The following is a 25,238-nucleotide window of genomic DNA, read 5'->3' as shown; positions in this document are numbered from 1 at the left end:
AGCGGGCCGCAATCGACTCCGATTGGCGCACCGCCACCGGACTCAGTCCGCGGCCTGTGGCAGCTTCACCTTGCCTGCGCCACGTCGGGCCGGGTTCGACGGCGGAGGCACCATCGGCCCGACGTCGCCGTCGGGTGCGACGTCGAGGTCGACGACCACGGCGGCATGATCACTGGGCTTGGTTCCCTTGCGCGACTGCCGGTCGACCCACGCCGCCCGAACGCGCGGTGTCACCGACTCCCCCGCGAGAATCAGGTCGATCCGCATCCCGAGGTCTTTGTGGAACATGCCCGCGCGGTAATCCCAGTAGCTGAAGACGCGCTGGTCAGGCCAGCGCCTGCGCACGACGTCGGCCATGCCCTGCGCCTCGATGGCGCCGAGCGCCTCGCGCTCGGGCGCGGTCACGTGCGTGTGCCCCACATACGACGCCGGGTCGAAGACGTCGGCGTCGGTCGGCGCGATGTTGACGTCGCCGCAGATCAGCGACGTCGCCACGTGCGGTTCGACGTCGGCGCGCAACTTCGCCAGCCACGCGAGCTTGTAGTGATAGTGGTCGGACTCCACTTCCCGACCGTTCGGCACATATATCGAATAGACGCGCACCTGCTCGTCGCCGCTGCCGCACAGCGCGGAGATCGCTCGCGCCTCCTGCGGGCCGTCGGCCTGCGGGTAGCCGGGGCCGTCGAGCAGTCCGTGCCGCACATCGTCGAGCCCGACCTTGCTCAGCAGCGCGACGCCGTTCCACTGACCCTGCCCGTTGTGCGCGAATTCGTAACCGCGCGAAGCCAATTCGTCACCGAGTAGTTCACCGAAGGCTTCGGCGGACAGTTTGGTCTCCTGCAGACACACGACGTCGGGCTGTCGTTGGTCGAGCCAGGGGAGCAGCCGGGGCACCCGCGGCGTCACCGAATTCACGTTCCAGGTGGCGATGCGCATGGCGACAACCGTAGTCGCCGACGACGCCGCTACCCGGCGGCCGGGTGCGCTGCGAGACACCGGAGCAACCGGCGCGCGGCCTCGCCCGCCGCGGCGTCGTCGCCCGCGATCACCGCTGATACGAGATCGGTGTGGCCCGCCTCGTACGAACCGTCGGGCCCGACGCCGCTCTCGTCGACGAAGGCGCGCAGCGCGGGTAACAGCGAGTCGTAGAACGCGAGGTACACCTGGTTGTGACTGGCGACGACGATCGCACGATGCACCGCGAGGTCGGCGGAGATCAGTTCGGAGCGCTCGGCGGGATCGTCGACGCCCTCGCGCCGCCACAGCCGATTGCGACGGTCCAGCAGTTCACGCAGAGAGGCGACGTCGGCGTCGTCGCGGCGTCGGGCGGCCAGCACCGCCGCGGTGACGTCGAGCGCCTCGCGCAGCTCCATCAGGTCGCGGCGCCGGGCCGCGCTGAAGTACTCACCGAGCAGCACTTCCTGTTCGTCGGTCGCGATGACGTAGGTCCCCGACCCCTGGCGTCGTTCCAGCAGTCCGGCGTGCACCAGCGACTGAACCGCCTCGCGGACGGTGTTGCGGGCGGTTCCGGTCATCTCACAGAGTTCGGGTTCGGTCGGAATCCGGTCGCCGACGCTCCAGCGGCCCGCCGCGATCTCGGCGCGCAACTGGTCGGTGACCTGCGCAATGAGGCTCTGTTTCTTCACCGTCTGCACCTATGCAGTTAATCACGTTGCGCCCATACAGCCATTCATCCTACGATTTATCAATGGTTACGGCGACTAAAGAAACGATGTCCACCGCCACTGCGCCGACGTCGGACGTCACGACGACGCGTTCGCTGTTCGCGGGCCGGGCGGTCGTACTCATCGCCATTCTGATTTTCTCGCTCAGCCTGCGTACCGCGGTCACCTCGATGACGCCGTTGATGACGCGTATCTCGGGCGAGATCGGCTTCGGCGACGCGATGATCGGCGTGTTCGGCATGATGCCCACCGCGATGTTCGGCCTGGCCGGTATCGTCTCCCCCGCGTTGGGCCGCCGCTTCGGTCTGGAACGGTTGACGCTGGTTGCCGTAGTCGCGACCATCCTGGGCATCGGCGCCCGCTCGGCGGTGTCGAGCACCTGGGCGCTGCTGGCGCTGTCCGGGCTCGCGCTGGCCGGCATGGGTATCGGAAACATCATCATCCCGCCGCTGGTCAAACGCTATTTCGGTGACCGTGTGGCAATGCTGAGCACCGCCTACATCACGTGTGTGCAGCTCGGTACGGCCATTCCCGCGGCCGTCACGGTCCCGCTCGCCGACGCCCACGGATGGCGGACGTCGCTGGCGGTGTGGGCGATCGTGCCGCTGCTGGCGCTGATGCCATGGGTGTGGGTGGTTCGCGCTCGACGCGGCCACGACGTCGCCGATCACACGGCGGAGGCCACCGAGCCCGCGCTGCCGGTCTGGCGATCGCCGCTGGCGTGGGGCATGTCGCTGATGTTCGGCATGACCTCGCTGGCCACGTATTCGATGTTCGCGTGGATCCCGCGGATCCTGACCGACGCCGGAGCGTCGGAGGCCACCGGCGGCACCATGGTCGCGCTGTTCTCGGCGACCGGCTTCATCGCGACGCTGTTCGCGCCGACGCTGACGGCGCGCTGGGCCAATCCATTCGGTTGGGTGCTGGCCTTCGTGACCTGTCTGCTCATCGGGTTCGCCGGACTGCTGTGGGCACCGATGCACGGGACCGTACTGTGGGTCGGACTGCTCGGCTTGGGCCCGACGACGTTTCCGATGGCGTTGACCCTGATCAACCTGCGTACCCGAACCTCCGCCGGATCGGCGTCCCTGTCGGGTTTCACGCAGGGCGTCGGTTACCTTTTCGCGTGCGCCGGACCGGTGTTCTTCGGACTTCTGCACACCTGGACCGGCGGCTGGACCGCACCGTTCGCATTCCTGCTGGCCACTACCTGTGTGCTCGTCGGCGGCGCGTACGTCGCATGCAAGCCGCGGTATCTGGAGGACGGCCTCGCTGCTGCGCGGTGACCTATGCCACAGTGTAGGTGGAGGTGGTTGGGTGTCCGAAGCAATGCCCCGACGGACGGTAATCGCCGCGTCATGGCGACGATCGGAGATGTGGGGTCTGTCGCCCGACGCCCGGCCGACGCCGGTGATCGCCGACATCGCCTCGGCCGATCCGTTGCTCGACGCCGCCCGGCCCATCCTGCGCAAGGCGGGCGACGAACTCGCCGACACCGCGACCGCACTTCTGCTCGTCGACCACGATTGCCAGCTGGTGTCGCGGGTCGTGTCCGGCATCGCCGTCGAGCGTGCCCTCGACGGGTTGGGCGCGACGACCGGCGCCATGTTCGCCGAGGAGGTGATGGGCACCACCGCGCTCGGCACGCCGACCGAGACCCGTGACGGCATCACCATCAACGGTGCTGAGCATTATCTGGAGCAGTTCAAGAACCTCAGTTGTTTCGGTCAGCCGATCGTGCACCCGGCGACCCGACGACTCGTCGGCACCATCTGCATGACGGAAGTCAGCCCGCGGTCCAACCCGTTGTCGGCGCCGTTCATCAACGGCCTGGTCACCGATATCCAGGACCGGCTGCTCGACCGTTCCCGCGCGGAGCAACGCGCCCTGATCGACGCGTTCGGCCGGGCGGCACCGCGCCGCGACATCGCCGTCGCGGCGATCGGCGACGACCTGCAGCTCACCAATTCCCTTGCCGCGCAACTACTCAGCCCCGCCGACTTCGGGACGCTGCGGATGCTCGCGGCGGAGGCGCCCACGACGTCGGATCGCATCGTGCTGACCCTGAGCACCGGCAGCACCGCCGAAGTGGTCATCGAGCGCGTTCCCGGCGTGCGCGACGCCGCGCTCTTCCGGCTACGGCCGGTGGAATCGCCCGCGCCACTGACATTCTCGTCGACGACGATCGGCCCCACGACGCCCGCCTCGGTCGATTCGACAGCGATCACCGGTGAATCCGGTACCGGCCGGTCGGCAACGGCGTTGGCGCACACCGGAACCGACCACCTCTACGTCGATGTCGCCGGGAGTCTCATCACCGGCAGACGGATCGACATCCCGGCGGTGGTCTCCGCGGCCCGTGAACTCGGCCAGCCCCTCGTCGTCGACGACGCCGACATGCTCGACGACCGCTCGATTCAGTTGCTGCACAAGGTGATCACCCAGCCCGCGCGCAGCGGTCCGCCGATCGTCGTCGTGACCGGACCGCCCACCACCGCGCGGCCGACCGTGACGGCACTGATGTCGGTGTGCCGCACCCGGATCGACCATCCGCCGCTTCGACAGCGGTCCGGCGAAATCGTGTCGTTGGCCCAGCAGATGTTGACCGGCATCGACGATCGCCTCGACCTGTCCACCGAGGCCGCCGACGCCCTGGTGTCGGCGGAGTGGCCGGGCAACCTCAGCGAGCTGCGGGTCGTCGTCGACCACGCCGCGACGTCGACCCTGGGTCGCGCGGCCCGCCACGTCGACGTCGACGACCTGCCCGCGCAGTACCGCACCGTCACCCGCGCGTCGCGACTCACCGGGCGCGAGCAGGCCGAGCGGCAGGCGATCATAGACGCGCTCGACGCCGCGAACCACAACAAGGTGCACGCCGCGAAGGCCCTCGGAGTCAGTCGCACCACGCTATACGCCCGGATCAGGGCCCTGGGTATCCGCAGCTAGCAAATGCTGCCCGAGCTTCCCCCGCTCCCCGAGTACCGAAGCGAGAAACGAAAAGCGCTCCCCCGCTCCCCGAGTACCGAAGCGAGAAACGACGAACGCTCCCCCCGCTCCCCGAGTACCGAAGCGAGGAACGAAAAGCGCCTCCCCCGCTCCCCGAGCGCCGAAACGAGGAACGAAAAGCGCCTCCCCCGCTCCCCGAGCGCCGAAACGACGCACGACGAACGCTTCCCCCGCTCCCCGAGTGCCGAAGCGAGGAACGAGCTTCGGTGTAACGAGGGGCACGGCGACCCGAACGAACCAACCCAACCCCCGCTCCCGAGTGCCGAAACGGCGCACGACGAACGCTTCCCCCCGCTCCCCGAGTACCGAAGCGAGGAACGAGCTTCGGTGTAACGAGCCTCGACACCGCTTCGCTGGTGGACGCGATAATGCAAGATGCCATGTCCAGTCAAACCTCTGAACTGCGGAGACATGGCATCTTCCTTACAGACATGGCATCTTCCTTACAGGGGCACGGCGACCCAAACGAACCAACCCACCCCCCCGCTCCCCGAGCGCCGAACGACGCACGACGAACGCTCCCCCCGCTCCCCGAGTACCGAAGCGAGGAACGAAAAGCGCTTCCCCCGCTCCCCGAGCGCCGAAGCGACGCACGAAAAGCGCTTCCCCCGCTCCCGAGCGCCGAAACGACGCACGACGAACGCCTCCCCCGCTCCCCGAGTGCCGAAGCGAGGAACGAGCTTCGGTGTAACGAGGGGCACGGCGACCCGAACGAACCAACCCACCCCCCCGCTCCCCGAGCGCCGAAACGACGCACGACGAACGCTTCCCCCCGCTCCCCGAGTGCCTTCGGTGTAACGAGGGGCACCGCGACCCGAAAAGACCAACCCACCCGCTCCTATCACTCGACGCCGGCGATCAACGCGTGTAGAGACGCCGCGCCGGCGACCAGCGCCTGCGACCGCGCATCCACGCACCGACGCCGCCGATCGAGGATCTCACCGAGTTCATTCGAGGATCCAGAAGTCAACTGCGGCAACAGTTCTCGTAGCAGTCCTATGCCGTATCCCGCAGCCCGCAGCTGTGCGACGATGCGGACGTCACGAATCTGCGCGGGACCGAACACCCGCGCGCCATCGGACCGGTCGGCGTCGATCAGTCGCTGACTCTCCCAGAAGCGCAGCGTCGACGTCGGCAGTCCCAATGCCCGCGAGAGCTCCCCGATGGTCATCGAATCATCCGGTGACGGCTCGATAATCGGTTCTGCCGCAATCGAATCCGCCGCGCTCTGCGCACGCAGAATCCTGTCCCGCTCCGCGTGGACGTCGGCATGAGCGGCGTCGAGCATAGCGAGCGCCGCCGCGACGTCCCCGCCGTGAATCGACTGCAGGATCGCTCGCGCGGTGCCGAAGCCCGCGCCCGCAGCGAAGCCACGGTACGCGCGGACGCTGAGCACATGCGTGCGGTCGTAGCGACGATAGTTGTTGGCGGCCCGTCTCACCGGCGGCAGAACACCACGTGCTTCGAGGTCACGGACGTGCTGCACCGAACAGCCCGCGTGGGCGGCCACCTCACTCGTACTGAGGACCGATTGTCGGGATTGCGCATCGTCACCTGCGGTAATCGTCGCTAAACCCTCCACGAGGACTTCAATGTCATAGTTCACCCATGACAGTAGATGAGATCATCGCGTTCACCGAGTCACTCGGCTGCGTCCTCACGCAGCGCCCCACCTCCGACGACCCCGACGTCCCGGAGATCGCGTGGGGCGACACCTTCTTTCACTACTGCCCCGATGGCGAGATCCGTTCCCGCAGTCAGCCTTTCGCGACGATTGTGACGAAAGCCTATCCGGGTGAACCCACGTCGGACCTCGACGCCGACGGAGCGTTCCGAGTGAACATCGGCGTGGGGCGGGCGGAATTCGCTCGCCGCACCGGGGTCGAGCCGAGTCGGGCCGCCCAAAGCGCGCAGCCATTCGCCGCGGCTGACGAGGTGGTTCCCCACCCGACGTACGCGCGCGCCGGGTGGGTGTCGGTGATCAATCCCGCGCACAGCACCGACGTCGTTCGCGAATTGTTGGCGACGGCGCACGCACGGGCGCGGGGCACAACTGGCTGACCCGGGCTGTCAGCCCAAGTCGGCCCCATCGAAGTCTTCGGGTGTGTATTCGCGGGCTTCGACGAGCACCATCCAGTTGCCGGAGTTGTCGCGCATCAGGGCTTCGACGCCGTAGGGCCGCTGCTCGGGCTTCTGCAGGAACTCGACCCCCTTGGCGGACAGTTCTTCATAGGTAGCTTGGCAATCGTCGACGGCGAGCCCCAGCCCGGGGAGGCCGCCCTCGTTCTGGGCCCGTTGCATGGCGGCGATGAGGTCGTCGGAGAGCGGCCTGCTGGGAGTGGTGAGGTGAATCTGAAGTTCCGGCTGTGAAGGGTGGACGACGGTGCACCAGCGGAAGTCTTCGCCGAGCATGAGGTCGTCCTTGACCTTGAAGCCGAGGATTTCGGTGTAGAACTTCTTGGAGTCGTCGATATCTTTGACGAACACGGACATGAGCGAAATGTTTGTGATCATGGCTCAAGCGTAGGAGGGGCGTCGGGCGGTGCGCTTCTCCCAGATTGCGGAGGTCGCGGCGGGTAGCGTTCGGCGAGTCCGGCCATGAACAGGTAGCAGCCTGGGATGCGCGGCGCACCGTCGGCGTAGCGTTGCCGGAACTGCGTCGGCGACTCGCCGACGAGGTCGCGGAACCGCGAACTGAACGAACCTAGACTCGAAAATCCCACTGCCACACAGATTTCCGTGACGGTGAGGTTCGTCGCGCGGAGCAGATCCTGAGCCCGTTCGACGCGCCGCTGCGACAGATACTCTGCCGGTGAGAGTCCATACGTCGCGGTGAACAACCGCTGGAAGTGATACTTGCTGATCCCGGCGACAGCCGCGAGCTGCTCGAGGGTGAGCCGTTCCTCGAAGTGTCGGTCGGCATGGTCGCGGGCGCGTCGCAGATGCACGACGACGTCATCGGGCGCGCGTGTGGACATGAGTCGATTATGCCGGGTGGGCGACGTCGGAATCAGCAACGTGCGTCGACTGCCATCACCGATCCGTCGTCACCAGTGGGGCTGATGGTGCGACGCCGTCTTGCCGCGCAGGCGAGGCGATCAACACTGTTCAGATTCTGTACAGCGCGCGCCCACCCACGCATGGAAGAAATGAGGTGAGCCACATTGTGGCCCACCTCACATTCGTCAGTAACCATCGACCTGCTTGGAGGGCATCATGACTGTTACCGCCGACGCGGTTCTGCTTCCCGCTGTACGTGACTTCATTTCTCGCGATCGCAAGATGTTGATCGGCGGTGCCTGGGTCGATGCCGAGTCGGGCCGTACCTTCGATACGTATGACCCGTCGAACGGGCAGCGCATCACCGGCGTCGCGCACGGCGAGGCGGCGGACATCGACAAGGCGGTGCGGGCTGCTCGGATCGCGTTCGAGGACGGCCCGTGGGCACGGATGAAGCCGAATGAGCGGGAGCGGCTGATCTGGAAGATCGGCGATCTGCTCAGTGAGCGAGCTGAGGTGTTCGGCCAGCTGGAAGCGCTGGACAACGGTAAGGCTGCCACGATCGCGACTGCAGTCGACGTCGGCTGGTCGGCGGATGTGTTCCGGTACAACGCCGGACTGGCGACCAAGATCAACGGCGACAGCGTCAACGTATCGATGCCGTTTGCGCCGGGTGGACAGTTCCACGCGTACACCCTGCGGGAACCGGTCGGTGTCTGCGGACAGATCGTGCCGTGGAACTTCCCGATCCTGATGGCGACCTGGAAGATCGCTCCCGCGTTGGCCGCCGGTAATACCGTCGTGCTGAAACCTGCTGAGCAGACACCACTTTCGGCTCTGATGCTCGGTGAGTTGTTCGAGGAGGCCGGCTTCCCGCCGGGTGTGGTGAACATCGTTCCCGGCTTCGGCGACGCGGGCGCGGCGTTGGCGTCGCACCTGGATGTCGACAAAGTTGCGTTCACCGGGTCGACCGAGGTCGGCAAGCTCATCGTGGACGCCGCGAAGGGCAACTTGAAGAAGGTGTCGCTGGAATTGGGCGGCAAGAGCCCCAATATCGTCTACGCCGACGCCGATATCGAATCGGCCGTCGCCGGTTCGGTCGCCGCGTGGATGTTCAACCACGGCCAGTGCTGCGTCGCCGGCACCCGACTGTTCGTCGAGCGCCCGATTTTCGAGGAGTTCACCGCTGCCGTCGCCGACGCGGCGTCGAAGGCGAAGATGGGACCGGGCCTCGACCCGGCGACGGAACTGGGTCCGCTGGTCTCGCAGGAGCAGTTCGATCGCGTGAACAGCTACATCCAGCAGGGCCTGGCCGACGGTGCTCGCGCACTTACCGGCGGAACTCGTTGGGGCAGTGAGGGATTCTTCGTCGAGCCGACGGTGTTCGTCGACGTGAGGCCGGAGTTCTCCATCGTCGAAGAGGAGATCTTCGGTCCCGTGGTCGCGGCGCTTCCCTTCGACGGTGAAGAGGACGTCACCAAGGCGGCCAACAACTCGATTTACGGTCTGGCAGCAGGCATTTGGACCAAGGACATCTCGAAGGCTCATCGCACGGCGCGCGCCGTGAAGGCGGGGTCGGTGTGGGTCAATCAGTACAACGGCTTCGATACGGCGCTGCCATTCGGCGGATTCAAGCAGTCCGGTTGGGGCCGCGAACTCGGCAACTCGGCCGTCGATCTGTACACACAGGTCAAGTCGGTCAACATCGCACTGTAATCGCTCACTCGCACAACCGATTTCACTGGCACAGAACGACGACGAAGGCAGCCGTCCTTCTCGCGCCGGGTGAGCCGTCGAGGTAATGATGGCACTGCGCCTCGACGGCCCCATTCTCCCGCGGATCCAGGAGACCCCCGCTCCCTGGATCCGCGGGGCTCTACCCGCACGCTATGCGGAGGCATCTCGTCGTCGCGGTGCTCAGTCGCGTAACGAGTACGTGAGCACCGCATTTCCCGACGACGTCACCGTCGAATCGATGAGGTTCAGGCGTGTGATGGGTACCGTTTCGTCGAACAGCCGGCGTCCGACGCCGACCACCGGGTGCGTCGTCAGCGTAAGCGCGTCGACGACCCCGCCGAGGAACAGACTCCGCACCGTGTCGATGCCGCCGGTGACGGCAATGTCGCCGTCGGATCCGTTGTCGCGCAAGGCTTTCACGTAGTCCACCGGGTCGCCGTCGATGCCGACGCTGTTCCAGTCCAGCTCTCCGCGCAGCGTCGACGACACGACATGCTTGCGAACCGGGTTGATGAACGCGGCGAACGGATCGTCGTTGCCGGGCCAGTACTGCGACCACTCGTCCCACAGTTTGCGGCCGATGACGACGTCCGTCACCCCGGCGATGGACGCGCCCATCAGCGCACCCTCCTCGGCGCCGAACCGGTCGAACTGCCATTGGTCGGGCGATTCGACGACGCCGTTGATCGAGTTGAAGAGGTGGGCGGTGACTTTGCGGGACATGATGTTTCCTTCCGACGGCTGCTGATCACCGGTACTGACCGGCGTCGTCGCCGAAACTCATCGCGACCCGACGGGCCGTCGGCGAAACGCATTCCGTCGGATGCGCTGAGATCGTCGGGCCGGTAGGTCGATTGCAATCTGCTGTGTGGTTGCCGCCCGAGGTGACATTTCCCTCGGCACGCGTGAGGTGGCCGAATGCAATCTGACGCCGACCGAGGTGACATTCCCCTCGCGACGCCTGACGTGGCCGAATGCAATCTGCACCATCGTCGACGCCGGAGCCGCTCCCCTCGCCGCACTGACGTGGCCGATTGCAATCTGCCATCTAGCGCCACCCGAGGTGACATTTCCCCCGCCGCGCCTGACATGGCTGAATGCAATCTGCACCGTCGTCGACGCCCGAGCCGGTCCCCCGCCGCGCCTCACGTGGCCGACTGCAATCTGCCATCTGACGCCACCCGAGGTGACATTCCCCTCGGCGCACCTGACGTACCCGACTGCAATCTGCCCCGCGCACTGGCCGATTGCAATCTGCCATCTGACGCCGACCGAGGTGACATTCCCCCCGCCGCGCCCGACGTACCCGACTGCAATCTGCCCCGCGCCCTACGTCCCCCGAGTACGACGCGATGCTGACTTATCAGCGAACGTCGACGCGACCGCCGCGCGGGGTGTGGAAGTCGTAGGCGGTCTCGGCGTGCTGCCCGTCGTCGATGCCGTCCATCTCGTGTTGACGGTCGGCTCGCAGTCCGATCGTGTACTTGAGCGCCAGCCCGATGATTGCGGTGACGCCGGCCGCGTAGGCCATCACGACGATCACGGCGATGGCCTGGCGCCATAGCTGATCGAAACCACCGCCGTAGAACAGGCCGTCGACGCCTGCCGGTGCCGACGAGCTCGCGACCAGTCCGATCATCAGCGTCCCGACGACGCCGCTGACGAAGTGCACACCCACGACGTCGAGCGAATCGTCGTAGCGCCAGCGGTATTTCAGTTCGATGGCGTACGAGCTCAGCGCGCCAGCTGCCGCGCCGACCGCGAGCGCGCCGATCGGAGTCACCGACGAACACGACGGCGTGATGGCCACCAGACCCGCGACCACACCGGACGCCGCACCGAACGACGTCGGTCGTCCGTGCCGAACCTTCTCGACGACGAGCCACGCCACCATCGACATCGCCCCTGCGCCAAGGGTATTCACCGTGATCAGCGCGGCTGCCCCGTTGGCCGCCAGCGTCGAGCCGGCGTTGAATCCGAACCAACCGAACCACAGCAGGCCGGCGCCGAGCATGACGAAGGGCAGATTGTGCGGTCGCATCGGATCCTTCGGCCAGCCCGCACGCCGCCCGATCAGCAGCGCCACCACCAATGCCGAAGCACCCGAGTTGATTTCGACGACGGTACCGCCCGCGAAGTCGATGGCCTTGAGATGCGACACGATCCAGCCGCCGTTCTGGCTGGTGACCCCGGGCGCACTGAACACCCAGTGCGCCACCGGGATGTAGACCAGCGTGGCCCACAGGCCGGCGAAGAGCAGCCACGAGATGAATCGCATGCGGTCGGCGACGGCGCCCGCGATCAGCGCGACGGTGACCATCGCGAATGCACCCTGGAACGCGACGAAGAGCAGTGCGGGGATCGTGCCGACCAACGGCATGTGGAAGGTGTCGGCCCCGGCCGCACCATAGTCACCGAACAGGCCGTGCAGGCCGGCAAACGTGAGCGGATTGCCGATCAGGCCGCCCTCGTCGGCGCCGAAGGCCAGCGAGTAGCCGAATACCAACCACACGATCCACACGATCGGAATGGCGGACAAGCACATCATCATCATGTTCAGCACGCTCTTCGAGCGCACCATGCCGCCGTAGAAGAGAGCCAGCGCAGGAGTCATCAGCAGCACCAGCGCGAACGCGGCCAACATCCATGCGGTGTCGGCGCCGTTCGGCGAACCAATAGTCGGAAACATTGTCTGAGCACCCCTATCGACAGTCGAGCGTCGAAAATTCTAACGGCTGCGGCACGGACCTCTTGAGTGCGCACCTTCTAACGCCGGAATCGCGAACTTGGTCGACGCCGCCGACGCGGCAACGTCACATGAACGATTCTTGCCAATTACGCAAACATAATTGCGCATCACGCTCGACATCGGTTCAATAGAAGGTGTCCAGTCATGTCGCTAACAGGAGTGAAGCCGTGTCATCCGAGCACCGCCACCATCAGCACCAACACGCAGCGCCCAATCCGCACGACCCGGGTGACGCGACTCCGTCGGAATTCTGGGAGGACTTCTACTCCACCGACACCCATCCGTGGACGGGCAACCCGAACGAGGTGTTGGTCAACGCATTGTCGTCGCTGAGCGACTTCACCGGTACCACCGCCGCCGACCTCGGGTGCGGGTCAGGCGCCGACGCCGTCTACCTCGCGCAGCAAGGCCTGACGGTGACAGCCGTCGACATCTCCGCGGCGGCTCTCGCACACGGCCGCGACGCGGCCCAGGCCGCAGGCGTCGACGGGCAGATCACCTGGACGCAGATCAACCTCGACGACGACTTCCCCAGTGGCAGTTGGGATCTCATCGCCAGTAGCTACTTGCACTCACCGGTCGAACTCGGTCGTGCGAGCATTCTGAGCAAGGCGGCCGCGGCCGTCAACCCGGGCGGCGCGCTGATCGTCATAGGCCACGACGGTGTGCCGCACTGGAATTCCGAAGCACCCGACGACTTCACGTTCCCGTCGGTCGACGAGGTGCTCGCCGAGTTGAACCTCGGTGACGACTGGAGCCTGGAGCGCAAAGACCTGATCGACATCACGATCGGCCGGCCCGAAGGCCAGGTCGTGGACCGGACGGACAGCTTGATCGTGTTGCGGCGCAGATAGTTCGGGCCACATTCCGACCACCTACTCCCCCAGCCCCAACTTCACCTGCTCACACCACGTCGCCACCACCTGCGCTCGACGCCGCGAATCGTCCGACAGTGTGTCGGCCAGCCCGAGCCCGCGTGCGAGGTCAAGTGTCGCCTGGGCCAGGTTGTAGGCCTTCTGATTCGTGCCGGTCGGGTCCAACCCGGCCACGGTCAGTCGGTGCGCCGCCCTCGCGAACTTGAACTCGCGCGGCAGAATCAGTTCGCGCAGAACGGGATCCGACGCCGCCGCGGCCCACACCTGCAGCGCTGCCTTGAACTGCACACCGGTGTAGATGTCCACCGCGCGATTCACGACCGCATCGATGCGGTCGGGTCCGGGGGGCAACTCCTCCATCGACGCCCCGATACTGACAGTCAATTGCTCGAAGAGCGCGTCGAGCGCTGCGGTGATCAACGATTCCCGGGTCGGGAAATGATGCTGGGCTGCACCGCGAGATACGCCCGCCGCCTCGGCCACCGCAGCGACCGTCGTTGCGGCCCAACCCTTTCCGGCGAGCATCTCGATCGTCGACGCCAGCAGGCGCTCACGCGTCACACGCGAGCGGTCCTGCTGAGGTTCACGAGTGGCGGTCATTTGCGGCGTCCGGCAGCCGATGGCGAGTCTGCGCTCGTCGGGTTGTGGGGTTTCGACACGGACTTCGCTAGCGCTCCGCCCGGCTCAACCAGCGGGACCGAATCCTCCCGCCGACATCCCAACGGAGCCTCAACCGGCTGGACCGAACCCTCGCGCTGACATCCCAACGGAACCTCAACCGGCTGGACCGAACCCTCCCGCCGACATCCCAACCGAGCCTCAACCAGTTGGACCGCACTCATGCGCTGACATCCCAACGGGGCCTGCGCTTTTCGAAGAATGCGGTCATGCCTTCGCGTGCCTCGTCGGTGCCGAACAGGCCCGCCGACTCGGCCGCACGCTCGGCGGCCTGCCGGTCGAAGTCGGCGAGAATCGCCGCCGTCGTCAGCGACTTCGACACCGCCAGCCCCTGTGGCGACGCCTTGCGGATCCCGTCGAGAATCTCCGCGGTGATGGGTCCCACCTCGTCGGCGGTCCCCGCCGCCACCGTGATAAGACCCATGCGTTCCGCTTCCGTCGCGCCGAACTTCTCGCCGGTGAGGAAGTAGCGTCCTACCGAACGCGCGGTCATCTTGGGTAGCAAGACGATTGAGATCATCGAAGGCGCCAGCCCGAGCCTCGCCTCGGTCAACGCGAAGGTCGACGCCGGGCCCGCGACCACCATGTCGGCCGCACCGAGCAGCCCGAAGCCACCCGCGCGCACATGCCCGTTGACGACGACGATCACCGGCTTGGGCGACTCGAGAATCGTGCGCATCATCGCGTTCATCGCCGACGCGCCCTCGGCCGTCGCCTCTTCCGGACTGAGGCCGCGCGTGAGTGCCTCACTCAAATCCGCACCGGCACAGAAGGTTCCACCGGTATGGGTGAGCTTCACCGCGCGCACATCCGCGTCGTCGCGAGCGGCGGTCAGCGCCGCGATCAGCTGGCTCACCAGCGCCCCGCTCAGCGCGTTGCGATTCGACGGCGAATCCAGGGTCAGCGTCGCGATACCAGCGTCGATCTCGGTGTGCACCAATTCGTCAGACATCGATCACCCTCAGTACGACTTCGGCAGGCCGAGGCTGGTCTGCGACACGAAGTTGAGGATCATCTCCTTGCTGACCGGCGCCACCCGCGCGATCCGCGCCAGGCTCAGCAGCGGAGCCAGCCCGTATTCGGTGGTCAATCCGTTGCCGCCCAACGAATGTACAGCGTGATCGACGATCGCCACGGCAGCTTCGGCCGCCGCGTACTTCGCCATGTTCGCCGGTTCCGCGGCGCCCCAGTCGTCGCCGGCGTCGTAGAGCGACGCCGCCTTCTGCATCATCAGTTTCGCCATCTCCAGCTGAATCTTGCCCTGCGCGAAAGGATGTGCGATTGCTTGGTGGGCACCGATCGGCACCTTCCACACGGTGCGATCCGACACATACTCGACGCCCTTGCCCAGCGCGTACCGCGCCATGCCCACCGCCGACGCGGCGGCCATGATTCGTTCCGGGTTGAGTCCGGCGAACAGTTGCGAGAGCGCCGCGTCCTCGGACCCGACGAGCGCTTCGGCAGGCAGCCGCACATCGTCGAGGAACAGCTGAAACTGCTTCTCCGGATTGAGCAGTTCCATCTCGATCTGCTTGTACTCGAAGTTCTCGGCGTCGGTCGGCACGATGAACAGCGCGGGCTTGAGCTTGCCGGTCTTGGCGTCCTCGGTACGCCCGACGATCAGCACGGCGTCGGCCTGGTCGACGCCGGAGATGAAGACCTTGCGCCCGTTGAGAATCCAGTCCGATCCATCACGGCGAGCAGTGGTGGTGATCTGGTGTGAGTTCGATCCGGCGTCGGGCTCGGTGATGCCGAAGGCCATCGTCTTGGTGCCGTCGGCCAATCCCGGCAGCCAAGCCTGCTTCTGTTCGTCGGTACCGAAGCGAGCAATCACGTTGCCGCAGATGGCCGGTGAGACCACGAGCATCAGCAGTCCGGTGCCGGCCGCCGCGATCTCTTCCATCACGATCGCGAGCTCGTACATGCCCGCGCCGCCGCCACCGTATTCCTCGGGCAGGTTGACGCCGATGAAGCCGAGTTTGCCTGCCTCCAGCCACATTTCCTCGGTCTTGCGACCTGTTCGCGCACACTCGGCGAAATAGTCGCGGCCGTATTTCGCGGCGAATGCGGCGACCGACTCGCGCAGCGCCACACGCTCTTCGGATTCCGGGAGATAGGTCATGCTTCGAGTCCTTCTTCGCTTGTGGTGTCAGATATTTCAGAGTCGTCGACGATGACGGCGAGTACTTCGCCGACGGCCAGCTGCTGTCCCGCCGCGACGGCCAGGGTGGCCACGACGCCGTCGGCAGGCGCGGTGATGGTGTGTTCCATCTTCATCGCTTCGAGCCAGAGCAGCGGCTGCCCCGCGGTCACTCGATCACCTTCGGCGACGGCCACTCGGATGACCGAACCGGGCATCGGTGCGAGCAGCGAACCGGGCCGCTGTACCGCGGACGGATCGATGAACCGCGGAACATCCGTCAGCACAACGGATCTGCCCGGCCAATCGACGTAGACCCGATCACCGTACCGACTGACCGCCAGCGATCGACGCACTCCGTCTTGCTCGACGTCGACACCGTCCGGCCTGGCCTCGCGAACGAAAGTCGTTGCATCATCCGGCAATTCGACGCCGCGTCGCCCGTTGCGATAGCGGACCTCGATACTGTCGGCAGCGCCCGACGCCGCACCCGGCCAGTAGCTGCGCGTCGCGAATCCCGACGCCAAGTTGCGCCATCCGGACGGTAGGTCCGCGAGTGTCGTCGCCTCGGCGCGCTGTCGACTGGCGTCGGCGAGGGTCGCCGCGACTGCGGCCAGGCGGACATCAGCCTCGTCGGCCAGGGGCGCGGCCAGCACGTCGAGGCCCACCTCGTCGATGAATCCGGTGTCGGTGTCGCCGGAGAGGAATTCCTTGCTGCGCAACGTGTTCACCAACATGTCGCGGTTGGTCACAGGTCCGTGCAGCACGGTGTCGGCCAGCGCCGCCGCAAGTCGACGCGCAGCGCGCTCACGAGTGTCGGCGGTACCGATGACCTTGGCCAGCATCGGGTCGTAGAACGTCGAGATCTCCGAACCGTCGGCGATGCCCGAATCGACGCGGATCTCCAGGCGCTGCGGCACCGAGAAGCGGTGCACGGTCCCCGACTGCGGCTGCCACCCGGCGGCCGGATCCTCGGCGTACAGCCGCACCTCGATCGAATGGCCGAGGGTGGGCGGGGCACCGCCGTCGAGGTGCTGGCCCATGGCGACGCGCAACTGCCATTCCACCAGATCGAGGCCCGTCGTCTGCTCGGTCACCGGATGTTCCACCTGCAGGCGGGTATTGGTCTCCAGGAAATAGAAGCGGCCGCTGCCGTCGGCGAGGAACTCGACGGTACCCGCGCCGGTGTAGTCGATGGCCTGCACGGCTTTTCGCGCGGCGTCGAACAGTCGCGCCCGCAGGTCGCCGCCGAGCGACTCGACCAGTGGCGACGGCGCCTCCTCGATGACCTTCTGGTGGCGGCGCTGGATGGAGCACTCCCGTTCTCCGACAGCCCAGATCGCGCCGTATTGATCGGCCATCACCTGGACTTCGATGTGGTGTCCGCGCTCGACGTACGGTTCGCAGAAGATCGTCGGATCACCGAACGCCGACTCGGCTTCGCGGGCGGCACCGGCGACCTGGTCGGCAAGGTCTGCGACGTCCCGAACGATACGCATGCCGCGGCCGCCGCCACCGGCGGACGCCTTGATGAGCAACGGCAGATCGGCCGCGGTCACCGACGCCGGGTCGATGTCACCGAGCACCGGAACACCGGCCGCGGCCATCAGTTCCTTGGCGTTGACCTTCGAGCCCATCGCGGTGATCGCCGACGGCGGCGGACCGATCCAGGTGAGCCCCGCGTCGATGACCGCCTGTGCGAATTCGGCGTTCTCCGAAAGGAACCCGTAGCCGGGGTGAATCGCATCGGCACCCGCTGCCTTGGCCGCGGCGATGACGAGGTCACCACGCAGGTAGGTGTCGGCCGACGTCGCGCCGGGCAGCCGGACGGCTGCATCGGCCTCACGGACGTGCGGCGCGTCCGCGTCGGGGTCGGAGAAGACCGCGACGGTGGCGATGCCCATGTCTTTGCAGGTACGGAACACTCGCCTGGCGATCTCGCCGCGGTTGGCGACGAGTACGGAGGTGATCACCGGCGTCGGGAGCGGAGCGAGCGGGCCGAAGGTCATTGTGGTTGCGCTCTCTGTAGTCATATCGTCACATCCGGAAGACGCCGAAGTTGTCGGTACCTTCGACGGTGTTGTTGTCGATGGCCGAAAGGCACAGTCCCAGAATGGTTCTGGTGTCACGCGGGTCGATCACGCCGTCGTCGTAGAGCATGCCGCTCATAAACGCGGGCAGTGATTCCTTCTCGATCTGAGCCTCGATCATGGCTCGGATGCCGGCGTCGGCCTCTTCGTCGACGGTGCCGCCACGCGCCTCGGTGGCCGCGCGGCTGACGATCGAGATGACTCCGGCGAGTTGCGCGCCGCCCATGACGGCGGACTTCGCGCTCGGCCAGGCGAATAGGAACCGCGGATCGTATGCGCGCCCGCACATTCCGTAGTGGCCCGCGCCGTAGCTCGCTCCGATCAGCACGGAGATGTGCGGAACCGTCGAGTTCGACACCGCGTTGATCATCATCGCTCCGTGCTTGATGATGCCGTTCTGTTCATACTCCTTGCCGACCATGTAGCCGGTTGTGTTGTGCAAGAACAGCAATGGGGTGTTGGATCGGTTGGCGAGCTGAATGAACTGGGTGGCCTTCTGCGATTCGGCGCTGAACAGCACGCCTTGCGCGTTGGCCAGGATTCCGATCGGGTAGCCGTTGATCCGGGCCCAGCCGGTGCACAGCGAGTTGCCGTACTCGGGTTTGAACTCGTCGAAATCACTGTCGTCGACGATCCGGGCGATCACCTCTCGCGGGTTGAACGGGATCTTCAGATCCGGCGGCACGATCCCGAGCAGCTCTTCGGAATCGAATTGCGGCGCGATGGATTTCGCGACGGGGCCGGGTCCGCGCTTGCGCCAGTTGAGACGCGCGACGATGCGGCGGCCGATCCGCACCGCGTCTTGCTCGTCCTGCGCGTAGTAGTCGGCGAGGCCGGATCGGCGGGCATGCATCGACGCCCCGCCGAGCGATTCGTCGTCGCTCTCCTCACCGGTGGCCATCTTCACCAGGGGCGGGCCACCGAGGAACACTTTCGACTGGTTCTCGATCATCACGGTGTGATCGCTCATGCCGGGGATGTACGCGCCTCCGGCCGTCGAGTTGCCGAAAACCAGTGCGATGGTGGGGATTCCGGCCGCCGACAGGCGGGTGAGATCGCGGAACATCTGACCGCCCGGAACGAAGACATCCTTCTGCGTCGGCAGGTCGGCACCGCCGGACTCGACGAGGGCGATGCACGGAAGCCGGTTCTCGCGGGCAATAGCGTTGGCCCGCAATACTTTCTTAAGGGTCCACGGGTTGGACGTACCGCCTTTGACGGTCGGGTCGTTGGCGACGATCATGCACTCGACGCCTTCGACGACGCCGATGCCGATGATGACCGACGCTCCGACCTGGAAGGCCGAGCCGTAGGCGGCCAGGGCACACAGTTCGAGGAACGGACTGTCGCGGTCGACGAGCAGCTCGATCCGTTCGCGGGCAGTCATCTTGCCGCGCTTGCGATGTCGGGCGACCTTGTCCGGGCCGCCGCCGGCCAGCGCCTTGTCGAACTCGACTTGCAGCTCGTCGAGTTTGGTGTTCATCGCACCGCTGTTCGCGATGAAGTCCTCACTCGTCGGGTCGACGGTGGAGCGCAGGACGGTCATGACTGATACCCCAATCGTTTTGCGGCCAGGCCCAGCAGAATCTCGTTGGTTCCGCCGCCGATGCCGATGATCCGCATGTCGCGGTACTGCCGTTCCACCTCGGTTCCGCGCATGTATCCCATCCCGCCGAACAGCTGAACGGCCTTGTTGGCCACCCATTCTCCCGCTTCGACGGCGGTGTTCTTAGCGAAGCAGACTTCGGCGATCAGATCGTCGCCGCTGCCGACCTTCCGCTCGACGACGGCCCGGGTGTAGGTCCGTGCGACGTCGATGCGGCGAGCCATCTCAGTCACGGTGTCCTGCACCGTTTGTCGCGCGATGAGGGGTTTTCCGAAGGTCTCGCGGTCGCGTACCCAGTCCAGCGTGAGATCCAGACAACGCTGGGCGCTCGCATAGGCTTGAATGGCCAGCGACGACCGCTCGGTGACGAAAGCCTGTGCGATCTGGGCGAATCCGGAGTTCTCGACGCCGACGAGGTTCCCAACCGGCACTCGCACGTCGACGAAGGACAGTTCCGCGGTATCCGAGCAGAGCCACCCCATCTTGTCGAGTTTGCGGGTGATGGTGAATCCCGGTGTGTCCTTTTCGATCACCAGCAGCGAGACGCCGCCCGCGCCGGGCCCACCGGTACGCACCGCGGTCACCACGAAGTCAGCGCGGTAGGCCGAGGTGATGAAGGTCTTGGCACCGTTGACGACGTACTCGTCACCGTCGCGCATCGCCGTGGTGCGCAGGTGCCCGACGTCGCTGCCGCCGCCCGGTTCGGTGATGGCGAGCGAGCCGATCTTCTCTCCGGCGAGCGTGGGACGGACCCATTTGTCGATCTGTGCCGGGTCGCCGGCCGCGATCATGTGCGGCAACGCGATTCCGTGGGTGAACAACGACGCGAAGATGCCGCCGGCCGCGCCGCTGTAGTGGAGTTCTTCACCGAGGATCGACGCGTCGATGAGGTCACCGCCGCTGCCGCCGACGGCTTCGTCGACGCCGAGGCCGAACAGCCCCAGCTGCGCCGCCTCTTTGTGCAGTTCGCGCGGAATGAGGCCGTCGGCCTCCCACTGATCCTGATACGGCAGGATGTGCCGTTTGACGAATCCTTGAATGGTGGAACGCAATTCGGTGCGTTCGGGCGAATCCCAGATCGGACTGGCGATCGGCACGGACTAAACCTTCCTGTTGAAGCGGGTCGGGATGTCGACATGGCGTGAACGCAGCCATTCGCCCATGCCCTTGGCTTGCGGGTCGAAGCGCACGTTGTCGGCGACGCCGCGCCCGAGGACTTCCTCGATGACGAAGTTGATCGCGCGCAGGTTGGGCAGCCGGTAGCGGTGCACCACCAGGTCGGCGACCTCGGGGAGCAGTTCCTTCACCTTCTCGACGGTGAGAGTCTCGTCGAGCCAGGTGAATTCGTCGTCGGAGCGGACCCAGAGGCCGATGTTGGCGGTGCCGCCCTTGTCTCCGCTGCGCGCACCGGCGATCTCGCCGAGCGGTGCGCGTCGTGTTGTGCCCCAATCGGTATGGGTTGACGCAGTCGGCTCGCTCGTGTCTGCGACGACCTCGCCCCGCAGCGGTGACGGGTCGATCCGTACGGACACGCCGTCGGGCTGGGTGACCCGGTGCTCGACGAGCGCGGCGTCGACGTAGCCGGGCGTGAAGACGCCGAACGGCGTGCCGTTCCCGGGCGGGGCGGTGAGGGTGAAGCCGGGATAGGTCGCGAGGCCGAGCTCGACGGCGGTCGCCGAGAACGGACGCCCGACCTTCTTGGGGTCGGAATCGCGTGCGACACAACGCAACAGGGCGCTGGCACCCTCTTCGGTGTCGGAGTCGGGACGGTCCAGGCGCGCGAGCTCCCACTCCAGCTGCTCGGGCTCGACCGGGAGTGCGGCCATGAATTGTTCTTGGAACAGAGCGGCTTTCGCCTCGATGTCGAGGCCGGTGAGCACGACGTCGACCTCGTTGCGGATGCCGGCGAGGTGGTTGAGCGACACCTTCAGAGTCGACGGCGGGTTCTCGCCGCGGACGCCGGTGATCGATACGCGATCGTCGCCGACCTGTGACAGCCTGATGGTGTCGAGTCGGGTGGTGACGTCGGGGCCGAGATAGCGCGGGCCGCCGATCTCGTACAGCAGCTGCGCGGTGACGGTGCCGACGGTGACCGCGCCTCCGGTCCCCGCATGCTTGGTGATCACCGACGACCCGTCGGCACTCAACTCCGCGATGGGAAATCCCAAGTGCCCCATGCTCTTCAGCTCGGTGAAGAAGGCATAGTTGCCGCCGGTGGCCTGCGCGCCGCATTCGATGACGTGCCCGGCGACCACGGCGCCGGCGAGTGCGTCGAGGTCGCGGTGGCACCAGCCGAACGCCGCCGCTGCGGGCCCGACGGTCAGCGATGCGTCGGTGACGCGCCCGGTGACTACCACGTCGGCGCCCCGGTCGAGTGCCGCCTTGATGCCGAATCCGCCGAGATAGGCGTTGGCGGTCAGCGGAGCGCCGAAGCCGAGTTCGTCTGCGCGAGAGATCAAATCGTCGCCGTCGACGAAGGCCACCTGGGTGTCGAGGCCGAGTTTGTCGGCGAGCTCGCGCAGCGCGACGGCGAGACCGTGGGGATTCAAACCGCCCGCGTTGACGACGATCTGCACCCCGTTGTCCATCGCCAGCCCTAGGCTGCCTTCCATCTGCCGCAGAAATGTCTTGGCGTACCCCGTCTTCGGGTCTTTCAGACGGTCGCGGCCCAGGATGAGCATGGTCAGTTCGGCAAGGTAGTCACCGGTCAGGTAGTCGAGATCGCCGCCGGTGAGCATCTCGGAGACCGCGTTGAAGCGGTCGCCGTAGAAGCCCGAGGCGTTGCCGATCCGGACGACCGATTTGTCGATGGGCATGTCAGCGTCCCTTCGGTTCACGTCCGACGCCCGGGGCGCCCGCGAAAGCCTGTGCGATGGTTGACCATTCGGCGGCGTCGTCGCCGATCAATTCGAGGTCGAGGTCGGCGACGTTGCGGCGTTGTGTGACGAGTTCGGCGAAGTCGACGGCCGGGCCGCGCACGATGTCCGACGCGTCGTCGGGGCCCCACGTCCACAGCTCCCCCGACGGAGCGATGATCTCATAGCGAAATGGTTGTGCCGGAGCAGTTTTCCCGTTGACCAGATAGGAGAAATCACGCGTACGCACGCCGATGTTGACGACCGCCTTGATGCGGTCGCCTTCGGTCCGCGTCATCCCGAGAGCATCGAACACGTCGAGGCTGTGCGCCCAGGTTTCCATCATGCGGGCGCTGGCCATCGACGCCGCCGACATCGGGGGGCCGAACCACGGAAGCTTTCTGCCTTGCGGCACCGCGATCAGTGCGCCGCCCAGTTTGCTTCGGGTGGCACGCCAGTCGGCGAGCATCTCCGCCGGTGGGCGCCTGGCTTGTTCCTCCGCGGCGTCGTCGACGAAGCCGCCCGGATTCTGCATCGCGGTTTCGAGCAACTTTGCGAAGCCGTCGGCGTCGGTGATCGCCAGCAGCGACACGGTGTCGGTCCACAGCAGGTGACCGATCTGATGGGCGATGGTCCAGCCGGGCGCCGGTGTGGGCGTCGCCCAGGCGGCGGCGTCCAGGTTGGCCACGACGTCGTCAAGTGCATCGGATTCAGCTGCGAGGTCTAGTACGAGGGAGTCCACTACCGCCATGCGATCAGCGTCACATAGGGATCCAGAAAAAGCAAGCGTGCATGATTGTTTTCACTCAGGCTGGCGGTTGACTTGCGCCATTTGCAGGTCTCGACCGATCGGTCTAGAGTTAGTCCATGCGGTCTACCCCTTCACGCACTTTCACCGAGGATGCTCGACGCCGGCAGATCGTCGACTGCGCGATCGAACTGATCGCCGACGTCGGCTATCCGCAGGCTTCGCAGGCAAAGATCGCTGAGCGAGCGGGTATCGCCAAGAGCGTGGTGCTGTACCACTTCGCCAACAAGGACGACTTGGTCACCGAGATCGTCAATACGGTCTTCACGAAGGCAGCCGCGATCATGGTGCCCGCGATCGCCGCGGCGCCGAATGCGACCGAGAAGCTCACCGCGTACATCGACGCGAACGGACAGTTCCTCGCCACGCATCGACGAGAGGCCGTCGCGTTGTTCGAGATCTCCAACAGCTATCGCTCGTCCGACGGGCTGAGACTGGATCAACAAGCTCAGAAAACCGTTGAAGCACAAGGAATTCCACCGGAGTTCGCCCTCCTCGATCCGCAAGCCATCGTGGAATTGGGCATCAGCACCGGAGAATTCCGCGCCGATCTCGACCCGGCAATGGTGCGCAACGCGATCCGCGGATCGCTCGACGGTGCCGTCAGCGACATGTTCCGCAACCCCGACTACGACATCCACGCCTTCACCGAGACTTTGAAAGTGCTGTACCTCAACGCGATTGGAGCACCGAGATGACCGCCATCACCATTGCCGCCTTCGGAACACGCGGCGACGTCGCACCACTCGTGGGACTGGGCACCGGACTGCGCGACCGCCTCGGCGCCCAGGTCGCCATCGCTGCCCAACAGCCCTACGAGCAGATGATCGTCGACGCCGGACTCGCCTATCGCGGTCTCCCCCACGACACCGAAATCGAAACGCGCTCCTCTGAATTCGGACAGGGGCTGGTGGACGGTGCAAAGATGCGGCCGTCGAAGGAAGCGCTCGCCGAGATGCGCGAGCAGCTGTCCGGCGTCGGCGAGGCGATGGCATCGGCGAGCGAAGACGCCGATCTGGTGTTGTTCGAAGGCCCCGTCGGGTCGCTGCTCGGACCACATGTGGCGCAGGCGCTTGGCGTGCGCGCGGGATTGGTACACCTTCAACCTGCGTCTGCGACCGGCGATTTCGCGCCGCCGGCGTTGGGCACGCGATCCTTCGGCCGGATCGGCAATCGGATGGTGTGGCGGCTCGGAGCTTCGGGCGAGAAGGTATTCGCGCCGCTCACCGACGCGCTGCGGACATCGCTCGGGCTGTCACCACGGTCACGGAAAGATGTGCAGCGCAATCGAAATGAGTGGCCGACGCTGTACGGATTCAGCGGGATCGTCGTGCCTCGGCCTGCCGACTGGCCATCGAATGCGCACGTCTGCGGCTACTGGCGACCGGCACCGGCGCATTTCACCCCGCCACGCGAGTTGGTCGACTTCCTCGACGCCGGCGACGCCCCCGTATTCGTCGGGCTGGGCAGCACTGCGACCGCGCATGGTGCCGAGTTGAGCACGACAATCATTGAGGCACTGCGCAAGTCGGGTCGGCGCGGCGTCGTGCAGCGCGGGTGGGCCCGCCTCGACGTCGGCTCCGACGCCGACGTGATCACCGTCGACGATGTTCCGCACGATTGGCTGTTCGGAAAAGTCGGCGCGGCTGTCCATCATTGCGGCGCGGGAACTACCGCCGCCGCTCTCCACGCCGGCATCCCCAGCGTGCCGGTTCCCGGCATCATGGATCAACCGTTCTGGGCCGCTCGGGTGCACGCGCTGGGTGCGGCGGCCAGTCCTGTTCCGCGGCATTCGATCTCGGCCGATGCACTGGCCGCGGCGATCGACAGCCTCTCCGATCGACACACGGCGCGCTGCACCGAGATCGCCGGTCGGCTCGCCGCCGAGGACGGCGTCGGCGAGGCGGTCACGTCGATCGCGCGGATGATCGATGGAGCGGGCGTGACCCGATGAGCGCCGACCCCGACCTCGTCAATGCCATCATCTCGGCAGGGGCACTACGACCAGC

Annotated in this window: 22 protein-coding genes; 7 read left to right on the top strand and 15 right to left on the bottom strand. The window is 66.1% G+C overall.

What is annotated here, in order from left to right:
* Nucleotides 1-42 precede the first annotated feature (42 nt).
* A complete protein-coding gene (locus tag HH308_RS13200; RefSeq protein ID WP_170194676.1) occupies nucleotides 43-936 on the bottom strand; it encodes an exodeoxyribonuclease III in 894 nt (297 codons plus the stop codon).
* A 29-nt stretch (nucleotides 937-965) separates the two neighbouring features.
* The gene (locus tag HH308_RS13195) at nucleotides 966-1,646 is read right to left on the bottom strand and encodes a FadR/GntR family transcriptional regulator (RefSeq protein WP_170194675.1); all 681 of its coding nucleotides are present in this window, start codon (nucleotides 1,644-1,646) and stop codon (nucleotides 966-968) included.
* Between the two features lie 86 nt (nucleotides 1,647-1,732).
* Between HH308_RS13195 and HH308_RS13190 the strand changes: the two genes are divergently transcribed.
* Together HH308_RS13190 and HH308_RS13185 are read left to right on the top strand one after the other, a co-directional pair.
* Nucleotides 1,733-2,971, top strand: a complete 1,239-nt coding sequence (locus HH308_RS13190) for an MFS transporter (protein WP_170194674.1) — start codon at nucleotides 1,733-1,735, stop codon at nucleotides 2,969-2,971.
* A gap of 43 nt (nucleotides 2,972-3,014) precedes the next feature.
* The gene (locus HH308_RS13185) at nucleotides 3,015-4,631 is read left to right on the top strand and encodes a sigma-54-dependent Fis family transcriptional regulator (RefSeq protein WP_170194763.1); all 1,617 of its coding nucleotides are present in this window, start codon (nucleotides 3,015-3,017) and stop codon (nucleotides 4,629-4,631) included.
* A 901-nt stretch (nucleotides 4,632-5,532) separates the two neighbouring features.
* Here the strand turns inward: HH308_RS13185 and HH308_RS13180 are convergent.
* On the bottom strand, nucleotides 5,533-6,297 hold the full coding sequence (locus HH308_RS13180; protein ID WP_170194673.1) for a MerR family transcriptional regulator: 765 nt from the start codon (nucleotides 6,295-6,297) through the stop codon (nucleotides 5,533-5,535).
* A 2-nt stretch (nucleotides 6,298-6,299) separates the two neighbouring features.
* On the opposite strand from HH308_RS13180, the gene HH308_RS13175 reads away from it, so the two are divergent.
* A complete protein-coding gene (locus HH308_RS13175; RefSeq protein ID WP_170194672.1) occupies nucleotides 6,300-6,752 on the top strand; it encodes a DUF6194 family protein in 453 nt (150 codons plus the stop codon).
* Between the two features lie 9 nt (nucleotides 6,753-6,761).
* On the opposite strand, the gene HH308_RS13170 is transcribed toward HH308_RS13175, so the two are convergent.
* Entirely contained in the window at nucleotides 6,762-7,205 is a 444-nt protein-coding gene (locus tag HH308_RS13170) for a VOC family protein (RefSeq protein WP_170194671.1), read from the bottom strand.
* Complete coding sequence (locus tag HH308_RS13165; protein ID WP_170194670.1) at nucleotides 7,202-7,669, bottom strand: helix-turn-helix domain-containing protein; 468 nt, start codon at nucleotides 7,667-7,669, stop codon at nucleotides 7,202-7,204. The genes HH308_RS13170 and HH308_RS13165 overlap by 4 nt, the downstream gene beginning before the upstream one ends.
* Nucleotides 7,670-7,907: 238 nt before the next feature.
* Here HH308_RS13165 and HH308_RS13160 point away from each other — a divergent pair, with 238 nt between their 5' ends.
* Nucleotides 7,908-9,407, top strand: a complete 1,500-nt coding sequence (locus tag HH308_RS13160; RefSeq protein WP_170194669.1) for an aldehyde dehydrogenase family protein — start codon at nucleotides 7,908-7,910, stop codon at nucleotides 9,405-9,407.
* A gap of 201 nt (nucleotides 9,408-9,608) precedes the next feature.
* Here HH308_RS13160 and HH308_RS13155 read toward each other — a convergent pair whose 3' ends face one another.
* Nucleotides 9,609-10,151: a dihydrofolate reductase family protein gene (locus HH308_RS13155; protein ID WP_170194668.1), complete on the bottom strand. Its 543-nt coding sequence runs from the start codon at nucleotides 10,149-10,151 to the stop codon at nucleotides 9,609-9,611.
* 640 nt (nucleotides 10,152-10,791) lie between these two features.
* Entirely contained in the window at nucleotides 10,792-12,117 is a 1,326-nt protein-coding gene (locus tag HH308_RS13150) for an ammonium transporter (RefSeq protein WP_170194667.1), read from the bottom strand.
* Nucleotides 12,118-12,344: 227 nt separating this feature from the next.
* Here HH308_RS13150 and HH308_RS13145 point away from each other — a divergent pair, with 227 nt between their 5' ends.
* Entirely contained in the window at nucleotides 12,345-13,031 is a 687-nt protein-coding gene (locus tag HH308_RS13145) for an SAM-dependent methyltransferase (protein ID WP_170194666.1), read from the top strand.
* A gap of 21 nt (nucleotides 13,032-13,052) precedes the next feature.
* On the opposite strand, the gene HH308_RS13140 is transcribed toward HH308_RS13145, so the two are convergent.
* From HH308_RS13140 to HH308_RS13105, 8 genes are all read right to left on the bottom strand, one after another.
* Nucleotides 13,053-13,652, bottom strand: a complete 600-nt coding sequence (locus tag HH308_RS13140; RefSeq protein ID WP_170194665.1) for a TetR/AcrR family transcriptional regulator — start codon at nucleotides 13,650-13,652, stop codon at nucleotides 13,053-13,055.
* A 238-nt stretch (nucleotides 13,653-13,890) separates the two neighbouring features.
* Entirely contained in the window at nucleotides 13,891-14,682 is a 792-nt protein-coding gene (locus HH308_RS13135) for an enoyl-CoA hydratase family protein (RefSeq protein ID WP_170194664.1), read from the bottom strand.
* Between the two features lie 9 nt (nucleotides 14,683-14,691).
* Complete coding sequence (locus HH308_RS13130) at nucleotides 14,692-15,852, bottom strand: acyl-CoA dehydrogenase family protein (RefSeq protein WP_170194663.1); 1,161 nt, start codon at nucleotides 15,850-15,852, stop codon at nucleotides 14,692-14,694.
* Nucleotides 15,849-17,879 (bottom strand): acetyl/propionyl/methylcrotonyl-CoA carboxylase subunit alpha, encoded by a 2,031-nt coding sequence (locus HH308_RS13125; protein ID WP_170194762.1) that lies wholly within the window; start codon nucleotides 17,877-17,879, stop codon nucleotides 15,849-15,851. The genes HH308_RS13130 and HH308_RS13125 overlap by 4 nt, the downstream gene beginning before the upstream one ends.
* Before the next feature lie 28 nt (nucleotides 17,880-17,907).
* Complete coding sequence (locus HH308_RS13120) at nucleotides 17,908-19,506, bottom strand: acyl-CoA carboxylase subunit beta (protein ID WP_170194662.1); 1,599 nt, start codon at nucleotides 19,504-19,506, stop codon at nucleotides 17,908-17,910.
* Nucleotides 19,503-20,663, bottom strand: coding sequence for an acyl-CoA dehydrogenase family protein (locus HH308_RS13115; protein ID WP_170194661.1), 1,161 nt, complete (start codon nucleotides 20,661-20,663; stop codon nucleotides 19,503-19,505). The genes HH308_RS13120 and HH308_RS13115 overlap by 4 nt, the downstream gene beginning before the upstream one ends.
* Nucleotides 20,664-20,666: 3 nt before the next feature.
* The gene (locus tag HH308_RS13110) at nucleotides 20,667-22,382 is read right to left on the bottom strand and encodes an acyclic terpene utilization AtuA family protein (protein ID WP_170194660.1); all 1,716 of its coding nucleotides are present in this window, start codon (nucleotides 22,380-22,382) and stop codon (nucleotides 20,667-20,669) included.
* Nucleotide 22,383: 1 nt separating this feature from the next.
* On the bottom strand, nucleotides 22,384-23,172 hold the full coding sequence (locus HH308_RS13105; protein ID WP_170194659.1) for a TIGR03084 family metal-binding protein: 789 nt from the start codon (nucleotides 23,170-23,172) through the stop codon (nucleotides 22,384-22,386).
* A 116-nt stretch (nucleotides 23,173-23,288) separates the two neighbouring features.
* On the opposite strand from HH308_RS13105, the gene HH308_RS13100 reads away from it, so the two are divergent.
* Entirely contained in the window at nucleotides 23,289-23,927 is a 639-nt protein-coding gene (locus tag HH308_RS13100) for a TetR/AcrR family transcriptional regulator (RefSeq protein WP_170194658.1), read from the top strand.
* Nucleotides 23,924-25,183: a glycosyltransferase gene (locus tag HH308_RS13095; protein WP_170194657.1), complete on the top strand. Its 1,260-nt coding sequence runs from the start codon at nucleotides 23,924-23,926 to the stop codon at nucleotides 25,181-25,183. The genes HH308_RS13100 and HH308_RS13095 overlap by 4 nt, the downstream gene beginning before the upstream one ends.
* The last annotated feature ends 55 nt before the right edge of the window (nucleotides 25,184-25,238 follow it).

Source organism: Gordonia asplenii, from assembly GCF_012933505.1.
In the GTDB taxonomy this organism is placed as follows: Bacteria; Actinomycetota; Actinomycetes; order Mycobacteriales; family Mycobacteriaceae; genus Gordonia; species Gordonia asplenii.
Note: the sequence above shows the minus strand (reverse complement) of the source record. Positions and strands in the feature narration are given on the sequence as shown.